This is a genomic window from Gaoshiqia sediminis (assembly GCF_025907915.1).
GTDB classification, from domain to species: Bacteria; Bacteroidota; Bacteroidia; order Bacteroidales; family Prolixibacteraceae; genus Gaoshiqia; species Gaoshiqia sediminis.
This window is the reverse complement of sequence record NZ_JAPAAF010000041.1, coordinates 1-13,795: the sequence shown is the minus strand read 5'-3', so window position 1 is coordinate 13,795 and position 13,795 is coordinate 1. Positions and strand designations below refer to the sequence as shown.

9 protein-coding genes are annotated in these 13,795 nt (G+C 44.1%); 3 read left to right on the top strand and 6 right to left on the bottom strand.

The annotated features are described in order from the left end of the window. Position 1 precedes the first annotated feature (1 nt). From N2K84_RS17565 to N2K84_RS17555, 3 genes are all read left to right on the top strand, one after another. Positions 2–1,888, top strand: coding sequence for a RagB/SusD family nutrient uptake outer membrane protein (locus tag N2K84_RS17565; protein WP_282593142.1), 1,887 nt, complete (start codon positions 2–4; stop codon positions 1,886–1,888). Between the two features lie 178 nt (positions 1,889–2,066). Beyond that, positions 2,067–3,677: a sulfatase family protein gene (locus N2K84_RS17560; protein ID WP_282593141.1), complete on the top strand. Its 1,611-nt coding sequence runs from the start codon at positions 2,067–2,069 to the stop codon at positions 3,675–3,677. 132 nt (positions 3,678–3,809) lie between these two features. Then, positions 3,810–4,913: a glycoside hydrolase family 88/105 protein gene (locus tag N2K84_RS17555; RefSeq protein WP_282593140.1), complete on the top strand. Its 1,104-nt coding sequence runs from the start codon at positions 3,810–3,812 to the stop codon at positions 4,911–4,913. A 351-nt stretch (positions 4,914–5,264) separates the two neighbouring features. Here the strand turns inward: N2K84_RS17555 and N2K84_RS17550 are convergent, their stop codons facing one another. From N2K84_RS17550 to N2K84_RS17525, 6 genes are all read right to left on the bottom strand, one after another. Continuing rightward, entirely contained in the window at positions 5,265–6,098 is an 834-nt protein-coding gene (locus N2K84_RS17550) for a type I restriction-modification system subunit M (RefSeq protein WP_282593139.1), read from the bottom strand. A gap of 3 nt (positions 6,099–6,101) precedes the next feature. Beyond that, positions 6,102–7,013, bottom strand: a complete 912-nt coding sequence (locus tag N2K84_RS17545) for a DUF4062 domain-containing protein (protein ID WP_282593138.1) — start codon at positions 7,011–7,013, stop codon at positions 6,102–6,104. Next, entirely contained in the window at positions 7,010–7,927 is a 918-nt protein-coding gene (locus tag N2K84_RS17540; RefSeq protein ID WP_282593137.1) for a PGN_0703 family putative restriction endonuclease, read from the bottom strand. Before N2K84_RS17540 ends, N2K84_RS17545 begins: the two co-directional genes overlap by 4 nt. Before the next feature lie 16 nt (positions 7,928–7,943). Further along, positions 7,944–8,864, bottom strand: a complete 921-nt coding sequence (locus tag N2K84_RS17535) for a hypothetical protein (protein WP_282593136.1) — start codon at positions 8,862–8,864, stop codon at positions 7,944–7,946. Positions 8,865–8,870: 6 nt separating this feature from the next. Next, the gene (gene hsdR, locus N2K84_RS17530; RefSeq protein ID WP_282593135.1) at positions 8,871–12,116 is read right to left on the bottom strand and encodes a type I restriction-modification system endonuclease; all 3,246 of its coding nucleotides are present in this window, start codon (positions 12,114–12,116) and stop codon (positions 8,871–8,873) included. A 187-nt stretch (positions 12,117–12,303) separates the two neighbouring features. Beyond that, entirely contained in the window at positions 12,304–12,927 is a 624-nt protein-coding gene (locus tag N2K84_RS17525) for a hypothetical protein (protein WP_282593134.1), read from the bottom strand. Positions 12,928–13,795: the final 868 nt, after the last annotated feature.

Below are 13,795 nucleotides of genomic sequence, written 5' to 3'. Positions count from 1 at the left end.
AATGATAAATATTGAAGCAATGAATATAAATTTCAATAATATAAAAAAAATATTTGCCATATCGACAGCGGTGTTACTCGGTTCCTGTAGTGAAAGTTTTTTGGAACCTCAGCCATTATCGTTTTATGCCCCCGAAAATGTATTGGTTGATGAAAACGGATTGCAAGCCGTTTTGGACAATGCGTTGATCAAATTGAGGGATGAATATTGTACCGACCAGGCACCTTTTATGGTTAACATGAAGTACTCAGATCTGGCTGTTGATGGGTCAACAGATAAGGCAACTCCCTGGCAAGACTTAAACAAACAAATGACCCCTGATGGCCAAAATAATCATTTTGCCTATACCAGGATCGGTTGGTACTGGGATGAATCTTACCGGATTATTAAAGACTGCAACACGGTTATTACCAGGATCGACCAGGCTGAATTCAGTTCGGAAGCATCGAAAAAAGCGTTATTAGGGAGCGCTTATTTTCTTCGGGCTTACCGGTATTATACCAAAACGTTACAATATGGTGATGTTCCGCTGGTTCTGGAAGAGCTTTCGTCTCCAAAACTGGATTTTTATTCAACAACAAAAGAGTCTATCTGGCTAAAAATGATTAAAGATCTTGAGTTTGCTGCACAAAATGTTCCCGAGGCCAATCTTGTAAATAGGGGACAGGTTACCAAAGCTGCATGTAAACATTTGCTTGCAAAATACTATTTATTGGAAGGCAGGTTTGATGATGCGATCAAAATCACTTCTGAAATCATTGATGGAGGAATTCACAACCTGAATACCCAACGTTTTGGAATTGATAAAAATGTAGCTGAAAAAGACGTTGTTTGGGATATGTTTCGTATAGAGAATAAAAGTATCGCAGGAAATACCGAAGGCTTGTTGATGGCAATCGATAGATATGGGATAGAAGGAAATTCAGCAGGGACTAGATCAATGTACAATATAGCCCCTTATTATGGCCTAACTGGAGTTATCAAAACCCCAAATGGTGCAAATGGAATGTCAGATAAAGCTGGCCTCGAAATTGGGCTGGTAGAAAAATATGGACGAGGCATTGCCCGTATTCGTCCAACCTATTATGCACAAAAAGGTGTTTGGCGAATGAATGGTGCTGAGGATAATACCGATTACAGGCATCGCAAAGACAATGGAAACTGGATGACAATGGAGAATCTCGTGTATAATAACTCTGCATTGAAAACTAGCAATAATCCATGGTATGGTAAAAATCTTCAGTTACATAGTGATAACGGAACCTTGCTTTGTCTTGATACAATCAGGTGTTGGTTTGAATGGCCTCATTACAAAGCTTGGGTTCAGGATCCCGATCAGGTACAACCCAAAGGAGGACCTGGTGATTGGTATATATTCCGGTTGGCTGAAACCTATCTGCTTCGGGCAGAAGCTTATGTATGGAAAGGGGAATGGCAAAAGGCAGCCAACGATATTAATGAAATAAGACAAAGAGCAAATGCACAAACAATGTACACTGCAAGCGACATCCAAACCCAAAAGATTGGAGCTGTTCTTGACGAAAGAGCCAGGGAATTGTATTATGAAGAATTGCGGAAAGTTGAATTGACTCGCATGGCAATGATATATGCTAAAACCGGAATTCAATGTTATAACGGGAAAATATACACGATGGACCGGATAAGCGAAGACAATTTTTGGTATGACAGGGTGGTTGAAGTAAGCGATTTTTACAACAAAGGAGTAAAAACTCCTTACGGAAACTTCTTCACGTGTTCACCCTTTCATATCTTTTGGCCAATACCTTCTAGTGCCATCAATTCAAATACCAGCGGAATTATTAACCAAAACAAGGGCTATGTGGGCGTCGAAAGAAATGTCCCACCGCTAGTATATTCAGAAGAATAATTATCAGGGATTTCAGAATATTTTCAGCACAGCATTAATTTAATATGCTGTGCTGAAAATTTACCTTGTTTCAGGTAATTTTATCAAGTTCAGGATAAACTTAATTCCATGTAAAAAGTCAATGTCTGGATTTAGACAAATCACACTTTAGAGAGTATAAATCTGTAAAATTAAAAACATGAATCTCTTTTCATCTGTAATGTTGAGTTCAATCGGTGGCGGGTTATTGCTCTGTGCCGGTAATTCAACTGTGAAAGCTGAAAAAAGTCGGCCTAATATTCTATTTGCAATTAGCGACGACCAATCGTATGTTCATACTGGTTTTGCCGGGTCAAGGTTTTTAAAAACACCAGCCTTTGATCGTGTTGCTCGCGAAGGTGTGTATTTTAGCAATTGCATTGCGGGTTCTCCGGGATGTGCCCCTTCGCGGAGTACAATTGTAACTGGTCGTTATCATTGGCAAAACGAGCAGTCGGGGCAACATGCTTCATCCTGGATGAAAAAATATGTTCCGTTTATTGATTTACTGGATGCTAACGATTATGCCACCGGACGTACCGGAAAAGGTGTCTCTCCTTTTCAGTATGCACGCAACGAAAAAGATTCTCTCTGGAGAGCCACTGATGCGGGGGGAATTGAGCATAGCAAAATTAGGTACTTAAAAAATGACTCGTCGGATGAACGCACTGCCGGAGGAATCGGACCTGTCAATTATTTCGAAAATTTTAAATACTTCATAAGAAACGTTCGGGGCGATAAACCATTTTTCTTTTGGTACGGAGCAAACGAGCCACATCGGGATTACGAAAGGGATTCCTGGAAAAGGAATGGAAAGAATCCGGAATCAGTAGAGGTTCCGGGCTTTTTCCCCGATAACGCTGTCATTCGTGGCGACATACTCGATTATGCGGTGGAAATTGAATGGTTTGATTTGCACCTGCAACGAATGCTGACTTATCTTGAAGAAATCGGTGAATTGGAAAATACCATCGTAATTGTTACTGCTGACAATGGAATGCCGTTTCCGAGAGCCAAAGCCAATGGGTATGAGCATGGCATTCATGTTCCGTTTGCCGTGCGCTTTCCAAAAGATTTTCCTGGGGGACGTGTGGTCGATGATCCTGTAAGTTTTGCCGATCTTGCGCCTACTATTCTCGAACTCACAGGTACAAAAACAGATGGCATGCTCCCAATGTCCGGGAAAAGTATCTTAAATATCCTGAAATCAAAAAAACAAGGAACGGTAGATAAGTCAAAGAAATATGTATTCGCGGGTCGCGAACGTCATTCTTCTTCCCGATACCAAAATTGGGGATATCCGCAGCGAATGATTCGAAGTGAGGAATTTCTCCTGATCTGGAACATTAAGCCAGAACGCTGGCCTGCTGGTGCGCCTCAGGCGCTGGATTCAACAGGAGAATTGTTACCAATGTACGGGCTTGATAAAGATGGCAAGCATCATTCGGAATGGGCTTTTACGGATATTGATTCGTCTCCTTCAAAATCGTTTATTGTTGAAAATTGGAATGATGAAAACATTCGGCCATTCTTTGATTGGGCAGTGGCGAAACGTCCAGAATACGAGCTTTTTGATATAAAAAATGATCCGTTCTGTCTAAAAAATCTCACAGGGAATATGGCTTTTGCTGACATAGAGCTGGAGATGAAAAGCGCGTTAACGGAAGAATTGAAAAAAACTCAAGATCCGAGGATTGTGGGGCCTGATAAAGAAGTGTTTGATTCTTACATTCGGTACAGTCCACTTAGAGAATTTCCAAAAACAGAATAAGTCCATTTAAATGGATCGCAATACATTCATTGTCAGACAAAATGAATGAACAGGTTTTTCTGTTCTTAATTGGAACAGCAACCTTGCTTTTTCATATTTCCTATACAAAATCAAACAATTAAAAAAAATCCTATGACTAAAAAGCTATTATTTCTATCCCTCATTATCCCATTTCAGGTCATTTTTGCTCAAAAGAACACGTTGTCTGATTTTCCAGAGGGTTATGAACCCAAAGAAATTGGGAAACGTTTGGCCTATCATTTTGTGGACGACAAGCACGAACTTTATGCAGGAAGGTACATTCATTATGCCGAAGTATCTACTTGGACGGGGTCCCTCGATTATGCAATTCAAACAAAAGATCAGAAATTGATAAAACTTTTACAGAGTAGATTCGAGCCTTTTTTTACAAGGGAGAAACCATTATTGCCGCCAATGAATCATGTTGATTACAACATGTTTGGGGGATTAGCCCTAAAACTTTATCAAATAACAAACGATAAACGGTACCTGGATATGGGAATGGCTTATGCGGATAGCCAATGGGAAGTTCCTGACAACGCAAAACCAGAGGAAAAAGCATGGGCCGAAAAAGGCTATTCATGGCAGACACGATTGTGGATTGACGATATGTATATGATTACTTCGGTACAAGCCGAGGCGTATAAAGTAACCGGCGATCCCAAGTACATTGATCGTGCAGCAAAAGAGATGGTTCTCTATTTGGATGAGATACAACGTCCTAACGGTCTTTTCTACCATGCACCCGATGTTCCTTACTACTGGGCGCGCGGAAATGGGTGGATGGCTGTTGGAATGGCAGATTTACTTACGTACCTTCCTGAAGATCACAAAGACCGTGCACGGATTATGAAAGGCTACCTTACAATGATGGAAAGCCTGAAAAAATATCAGGCTCCGGGTGGTATATGGAACCAATTGATTGACGACCCTGAATGCTGGGCAGAGACATCCGGATCGGCTATGTTTACCTATGCTTTTATTGTAGGGATCAAACAAGGATGGTTGGATGCTAAAGAATATACCCCTGCTGCCCGGAAAGCATGGAAGGCTTTAGTCCCCTATATTGACGAGCGTAATAATGTAACAGAAGTTTGTATCGGAACGGGTAAAAAGAACGATAAACAACACTATTACGACCGTCCGCGTGTTGCAGGCGATTTTCATGGTCAGGCTCCGTTCCTTTGGTGTATTGTTGCCTTAATGGAAAAATAGCAGAATCAAAAGTTACCAATACTGATTCACATTAGAAAATTGGGACCCCATACTTTTCTGGCAACAACCGAGGAGTATGGGGTCTTTGGTCTTGATTTTGAGTTCAAAACAGATACCGGATTAAACACTGAAGTCGATTTTCGTAACAAACGGAGCACTATCAAAAAGGCAGTGTCCTACAACCAGATGCTGATAAAGTTTCGTGACCGCATATCCTCAGACTCAATGGGGAACAGGGAACAGATACAATGATGCGGGAAAACTTCCGGAACAGAATTCTTCATAACTACCCTTTAGAGCAGATCGAACTACCGGATCATGACACCAGAGTTTGTCACCCGAATTTTTTAATCAAAGAGTTAGAACGTCGCGCGAGGGGCGTTCACCTCCCTTCTTGGTACCAAAAGGCGGGTTAGCGAGTACGCCATCAAATCCGCGCAGGCTTTTGCCAAATTCGCTTAGCGTGTCGTTCAGGTAAATGGTGCTGTCGAGCCCGTGTAGCTTGGCATTCATTAAAGCCAGACGGTGGGCATCCTGTACCAGTTCCACACCACTCAGGGCTCCGGTTTCCTGAAAGACCCGGTCTTTTTCTGTCGCGCTAAACGGATAGTCGTAGCGCATCTTCAGGTAATGGTCGATGGCGATGGGAAACCCAAAGGTTCCGCAAGCCGGATCGTTCCATTTCTCCTTTAGTTTTGGAGCCATCAGCTCCACCATCACATTAATCAGTGGTCGCGGGGTGAAATACTGTCCGGCGCCGCTTTTCTTTTCGGTGGCATTGCGTTCCAGCAAATCCTCGTAAATGTCGCCCATTACATCGCGGTCGTGCTCCTCGTACCAGTCCAGCAGATCGATGGCCGACACCAGCGTACGCAGGGTTACCGGGTTCCGAAGGGTGGTGCTGGCATTGGTAAAGATCTCCTTGATGTTGGCATTCGCACTCTTGTTGCTGATGGTTGCCAGCAACTCGCGATAGGTGTCGAACAACTCCTTGTTATCCTTGATATTTTTCAGGGACGACCAGCGATATTCCTCCGGCAGCTCCTTTTCAAATCCTTTGACTTCGCTCAGCTTGATAAACAGAATGAAGGTCAGCTCATTCAGGTACTGGTGATAGGTTACCCCATCGTCGCGCAGCACATTACACAGGTTCCATAGCTTGGCAGCAATTTCTTCAGCACTCATATTTTATTTGAATTTTTTTAATGCGTCAATAATTGTTTCCTTCCAATCTGAAAGGTCTATTTCATCTTTTCCAATCCGTCTTATTGCTCTGATTATGGATTTTACACTTCCCCCTTCTTGGAGTTGAGCGGATAAGAAAGTATCTAAATTCTTGAAATCTGATTTTTCTTGATATTTGAATCCTTCTATTGTCGTCTTGTAGCCCCTTTTATTTACATATTGAAGCACTAACATTTCCTGATTGCCTATCATTTCACGGACTATTTTCAATTTACTATCGATTGGATCCATATCTATACTAGGATCTAAATAATCGTCTTCTCCGTCATGAGTAATAGTGTATAATTCAACTGGTCTTTCGTTAAATATTCCAACTATGATGCTACTTTTTTGCCCGTTCAATTTAAAACTCAGTAAATCCGCTTTTAAAACTGGGGGCCGGATGTAAACATCATTTCTTGTTATCTCTTTCATTAAGTCATAAACCTGTTGAGCTAAATCGGTTTCGTTCTCGAAAAACGCTATTGTATGTTTCTTTTTTAGGATCGTTTTAAAATTTCTGAGCTTAGTCTCATTCTCAAAATCGATATCTCCGGTTTTGACTTCGCCGTTTTGGTCATGAATCATGAAAATGCGAATGTCTTTGCCTAGCGCAACTGCCTTTTCATATTCAAGCTGAGTAAATGACTTTTGTGATGTTTGTTCTACACTCCCATAATTCATTGCAATAATTCCAATATAAAATGAACTTTTTTCAATCTCAGATAGACAGGTAGCTAACGGAGTTGTATTTCTCGCTCCAAAGTTTTCCATACCGATGATGTCAACATCGAAATCCTCCAAAACTTTATGAACACCATCGCGATGCTTTATTAGATCACGATAAGTTGATGAAACAAAAATCGATTTTTTCATAGTAAATTATTGCTGAGCCGAGTAGCACAATATCTTGCCCATAGCATCATACTCCACTCCCGGCTTTCCCAATCTAACTGCAGCTGTTGGATTGTCTCAATTAGTTGAGCAAGGGTGATAATTTTAAAGCGTTCTTCTCCCTGTTTTAGCATTTTTTGAAAGGCTGCGCCCTTTGTGAGTGCATTATCATCCTGCTCAAAACAAAATAAACCACTGTATGCCACATCGTAGCGTTTATTCAGTAAGGCCGATTCAACGATGAGTTGGTTTCGGAACAGTTGGTTGTTTTTGGTGTTGGTCAGTTCGTCGTATCCGGCTACAAACGCATCCGACTCGCGGTAGAGCTTCTCGTAGTTTTCGTTTCGGTATTCTTTGGCTGAAAAGGGTTCGGTGTATTTGCATTCCAATCCAATTAAGCCCTGTTTCCCGTCGGCCGTTTCAAATTCAATAGCCACATCGTGTGCCGAGTTATCGCCGTTTTGAGCAGCATTGGGTGCAAATTCAAAATGAATGTTGGTGACCTCTTTCACATCCGGGTAGTAATGTTGAATGACTTTGGTCGCCAAATCAAGTTTGTATTTTAGCCTCCCGAAGAAGTTAAAACACAGTGGTTGACTCGACAACAAGTTGTTAAACAAGCGCGATTCGGATATCATGCCTTTTGATGCCGATCCCCGTTCTGACAGTGTTTCCCGAACAGCTCGTTGGGCATATTCATCCAGAAAATTGGAATAGGATACCTCGCCCTTGGCAATGCTACTCCCAATCAGTTGATCTTTCGCCATAGGATGTTGCCCCTGTTCTTCTTTCAATACAAAGGCCCGCCACCAACTTTGATGCAACCGCATACGCTTCGCTAAAGCGCTATCGCTTGGATTTGCCTCTCCAAGCAGCTGATTCAACAGGTTTTTCATATTCATTTATTCTTAGTTATTCTACCCGAATCCCAAACTTAAGAAGCATCTTGGGTAGGTAGTCGTCCAGACTTTCGATGTGATTATTCCCCAACTCAATCAGGTTAAGGCCATTGGCTTGATAAATCTTCTTTTTCCGTTCTTTTCTGGCCTGATATTTTTCATCACTTTCCATGCCCCAGTATTCGATATAAACTGCTTTCCCGTTATTTTGCGATGGAATGTAAAAATCACAATAGACATCTTCCTCGATCGGCAATTTGCGCTCGTACGCATGAGCAAGTCCATAATCGTACAGCGAGTTATCGATGAGTATTTCGCCACGGGAACGCACCAAGTGCCCGTCCTTGGTTCGCAAGGTTGCCGGGAATTTTTCCCTGAAATTTTTGGCATCTTTCAGATCTTCACTAGCCTCAGTATCCTGGGTAATTTCGACAATCGATTCAGCGGCGTGGTCGTGCCCTGTCTTGACAGAGCTGACCAAGGTTCGGTTGTTCACGATCACCGGCGGCCATAAAACATAGGTCCCACCAGATGAATGTTCAAACTCAACACCTCCGGCTTTTCGCCCCAAACCAGTAACAGACCAGCCCTTCAGAGCTTTTTCAATCCATCCTATTTCTGCTAAAATAAGGTTGATTCGCTGCGAAGAAAGATTGAACTCTTTTCCCAGTGCCGTGGCATTGAAAAGGTCCTTTTTATCACCGGCTGAGATGTTATCAGGATCAAAATCGGCCGGCCAGACCACGTAATCTCCATACTGGGGATGACTGGCAAGTTCACCTCCCATTTCAGTTCCTTTGCGGGTTAAATGCCATTGCTCGTCCTTCTTGTACATCAACTTCAACTCAATCAATTTTTCAAATAACTCTTTACTGCTTAAATCCAACTTTTTGGCAAGGCTTGTTGTACTGATTTTCTTAACGGTTGAGTTCATATTTTACTAGGCTATCTCATTAAATAAGTGCTCGTTAATGACATTCAATACGGTATCCAACTGATTATTAAAGATCTTGTTGATGCGCTGATAGCCACCATCACGATCAAAAGGAGCCTGGTCAAGATCAGACTTCTGAAGAATACTCTCCTGAAGCAATTGTTTCTCAAAGCGGTCAATCCATCGAAGCTGTATCTTATTCCAATGATCCATTGAGCGGATTTTGGCAACGGCATTCTTAATCCGGTCTTCATGACTCACCAAGGCATCACCCAAAGCCAGCGTCCGGATGTAGCTGATAATGTCGGCTGCAATATCTTGGGATTTCGCTTGCTTCCAGGCTTGATTGAGGTATTTGGTGTTAAAACCTTTGCTGTCCAACTCCAACTGCAGCTGTTTCAGCGATTGCCGGTCAAGCTCCTGCGGACGGGAGCAGATGATCTTCAGCGCCTCGACTTTGTTGAGGTTCTCGCGAATGTATTGCTCAAAGCTTAACAGGTAGTCTTCAGGCTTCTGGCCCTGTCCGTAACCGCGTTCAATCCCGCGTTCCTCATCGTCATGCTCCGAAACCAGCTGAAACGTAAGGCTTGGCTTTAGTTCATCCAGGTACTTCCAAACCCCCCGCCATCCTTTCAATTCATCAAACTGATGATTCTCGCGAATCTGTTGAAGCTTGTTGGCAAATTGTTCCGGATCTTTTCCTCCGGTCAGGTAACTGAACCGGTCCAGTCTATCATCCGTAATCTGTTTTCGCTTCCGCTGGTATTTGGCAATCAGTTGCTCCACTTGCTGCAACGCCCGCTCGTTGCTTTCGATCGTGTCGAGTTCATCAACCAACCGGGTGAAAGTGGTCTCTGGCAAAGGAACAACGGGTTTCATTTGGGTGTAATCCTCCAGCGCTTCATACAGGCGCACGGCATCATAAATCCGGAAGACCTCCTTTCCGATTTCATCACACCGGCGGGTGGCACGCCCGAGCATCTGCTCATACAAGATCCGCGAGCGAACCCTTCGCATAAACACCAGATTACAGATGGCAGGCACATCAATTCCCGTTGTCAGCAAATCAACGGTAACCGCAATCGATGGGTATTTTTCGTTCTTGTACCGCTTCACCAACTGTTCCGGATCGTAAGCTTTTCCGGTAATTTTAGCGATGCAGTCCTCATGAACGTCAAGGCCAATTTTCGCGTACTCTTCTTTGAGCAATTTCACAATGATGTCGGCATGTTCATCGGTAGCCGCAAAAAACAAGGTCTTTTCATCGCTCTCCGGATCAATTTCCTGTACCAATTGAGAAAGCACAGCCCGGTTAAAATTCTCGGTCAAAACTTGCTTGTTGAATCCCTCTACCTGGATGGCTAGTTCATCCTCCAACTCACTAAGTTCTACTACGGCATTATTTTCTTTGTCGTAAACTTTGGGTTTTTCACCTTTTTCCCAAATAATGCCTTCCTCACTCAATTTGGTTTTAACGACAAAGGGAGGTTCATGATCAATCAGGTAGCCGTCAATCACAGCCTCGCGGTACGGGTAAGTGAATACCGGATTACCAAAAATTTCGGTTGTATGAAGTGCCGGCGTGGCCGTTAATCCGATACCGGTTGCGTCGAAGTAATCCAACACCTTCCTGTACTTGCTTACATAGTCGTTCTGGTCCTTGAAATTTAAATCCTCTTCTCCGAGTTCACGATCCATGAGATAACCTCGGTGCGCTTCGTCAACGATGATACAATCATAAGTGTCAATTGATATGGCTGCGGTTAGGTCATCGCTGTAAAACAAGCGTTTCACCATACTTTGCACCGTCGCAAAATGAAGCCGGGTGTCCAGCTCCGGGAGCAGATCCTTAAGCCCTTTCATCTCATAGATCTCCCCAAAGGTATTCAGGTCTTCAATTTTGTTATCCTTGAAGGCATCAAAAGCCTGTGTGGCCAACAGTCGGCGATCGACCAAAAATAAGATCCGATTGAAGCGATTGGATTGAATTAAACGATAGGCCAGACCGATAATCGTTCTTGTTTTCCCTGTTCCGGTGGCCATGGCCAGCAAAATACGGTTTACCTCCGGTTTGGTAAGCAGCGTTTCTTCAACTTTGCGGATCGCCTTGATTTGGTAATCACGCAGCCCTAAGCCGCTTTTTGACTGTAAATAGTCGGGGGAATGATCTTTTAATTTATGGTCAGCCGCCGTAACATCTTGTTCATATAGCTTCACCAGTCCTTGTGGAGAATACCAACCCCTCAACGATCGACTGTGGTTTAGCGGATTACGAATATCGACAAACCAAATGCCGCTCTTTGTGTCAATTTGCTTTAAGTACGGACGTCCGTTGGTCGAGAACAGGAACGGGACTCTGTAATTTCCCCAACAGCCAAGTAATTTAGCCTGATTGGTTTCTTCGGCCAGTTCGGCATATATCTTGGATTGATGGAGGTTGGTTGAAATATCCTGGGCATATTTCTTCGCTTCAACAATTCCGTAGAGTTCATTCCCGATAAACAGAGCGTAATCAGCCCATTTGCTGCCAACCTTCCACTCGGCAATGGCCAGGTTTCGCCCTTTGACAGGAAGCGTGTTATGCAATTTGTAGTTGAGTGTGGCCGTGTCAACCTCCCATCCGGCAGCCCGAAGTTGCTCATCAATCAGGTTACGGGTTTCCGCTTCCGACATCTCCATTTTCCGGCTGGCCTTAACTGACCGCTGTAAAAACTCAGCCGCCCTGGCTTCACTCAACTGTCCGATCTGACGCTCCCGGAGCAAAACGCCCAGCTTTTCTTCCAGTTTTTTGTACTCCTGCTCCAGCTGCTGGTAATCGGCCTCCCGATCAATTTTCTCCGGGGGGTTGAATTTTACACCTGATAAATCGGTGTACGTTTCGGCGTAGGTCTCGCCAAACCACTTGCACAGCTTAAAAGCGCTGAACACACTACCCATGACCGACTTCTCCAGCAGCTCTCCGGTGTGAACCGCCCGGTTACCCGACTTTCGCAGCGCATGAAAGATACTGGCAATGTTGTCGGGCAAAATACCCTCATCCGTCAACAGCTGAATACGCCTGAATATGCTGTCATCGCAGGGAAATTCCAGTTGATGAATCTCAAAGATCAGCTCCGTCATTTTTTCAACCAGCAGCCGGATCTTAAACAACGAGGCATTCGGGTCGTCATGAATGTATTTCTCAACCTGAGAACCCAGATTAGCAAGAAGGGGAAACTCATCAATGAGAAAATGGAAGTTACTTTTCATCATTCCTTAACCGCTTGTTGATTGGTCAGGGCAAGATACTTAATCTTGAAATGAAAAGAAAGATTATGAAAAAGAAAATGCCCGGCAAATTAATTCCTCTCCCAGCCCCTGCTTCCCCCGGGATGATGTTGCTTTAATCCGAAACCCGAATGGTGGTATCCGGAAAGGTCACCGAAATGAAAAGCTGAACCTAAAGCGCCACGTACCGGTCGGGCGAGAAGCCTGCCCGGTCGGGGGCGGCGAAAAACAGGTAAATGCCGCGTTCTGCAGTTGTCCCCTCCGGCAGGCGGATCACTCCCCCACCTTGCGAGCGTTGGATACCGCTCGAAAAGATTCCCTGGAACTGGTCCGTTTCCGCGGTCATGTACAACAGTTCATCCTGAAGGCGCAAGGCGGCCGACAAGCCATCGTTCTGCCAGCTCACCTGTATGTTCATGGCGTCCTCCCCGCTCCGCTGAGCTTTCAGCTGAAAGGGCTGTGGCAATTTCCCGTCGGCAAAGCGCAGGAGCGAAATATCCTGAATGCTGCCATCCTGCCCGAAAGCCGGTGAATTGGCCTTTAAAAACAAGTGGTAACCGCTTTTCCCTTCAGCCAGCTTGTTCCAGACAGGAACAATCACCTGTTGTTTGAAGCGCCTGCAAAAGGCATTCACTTCGCGAAAGCGTTGCCGGTTTTTCTGCTGCTTCTCCGACCACGAATCCTTCGTGAATACCGGCGCCGAGCGCACATAGGTAGTTTCGCCCCGCTGAACGACAACCAACGGGCCCAGCTTTCCGGCCACAGATCCTAATAGTCCTCCCTTTACCTTTGCCATAATATGTTCGTGCTTACTACGTTTATTCGATGTTACTAAGATATTACTTCTGTGTAAAATAACCTATCATTAACGCAGAAGATACGCAGAAGAAACGCAGAAGATCCGGAGTTGGTAGGATCCAAATAAGAATCGATGTTTCGCATAAGAACCTTATATCTCTTATTTCGTTGGTTGGAATTCGTCCCATGGGGATGAACAGGACGGGAAATCCCAGGGCAAAGGCAACGACAATGACAAAAGCACCATCAGCCCACGAACAATCGGATGAAGCCGCAAAATTACCTGACAACTGCCTGATGCAGACTCCATTGCAAAATCACTACTGAAGCAATCTTTAATGACGAATGAAATTAGACGCAGATGACGCTGACATTCGGAAGGATGAATGATGAATGTTGAATGATGAATGGGCGCTTCAAGCAGGCGTCATTGCGAATGAAGCGCAGCGGAATGAAGCAATCTTTTGCGCATAGAGAACTTCCGTCAAAGCCGGGCAAGCGTTCAACGACTCAACGCCATGCCGAGCAGCCTCGGCTCCCGAAGGGATCGAACCATTCATCACCCCCAATCGAATTGGGGGATTGCGACCAATAAAAACCTTAGTAGAAAAAATACCGTACCGAACCTCCTACCAACCTTATTACCTTCTATAAACTGGGTTTACACGAATACGGTAATAAGGTTTAAAATGCTGTCAATTTGCACACAACGCTACTAAGGTTGAGGAAACCAAAATAAGGTTTTTGGGAAATCAGATTCCCTTCCCTGGCTTTCTAAGCAAAACCCCCGTAGGCCAGTCCAAAAGCTGACATTCTCTTTCTTCGGCTCCTGACAATTTTAAAAATGCTGCTTCAAGAAGAAAACA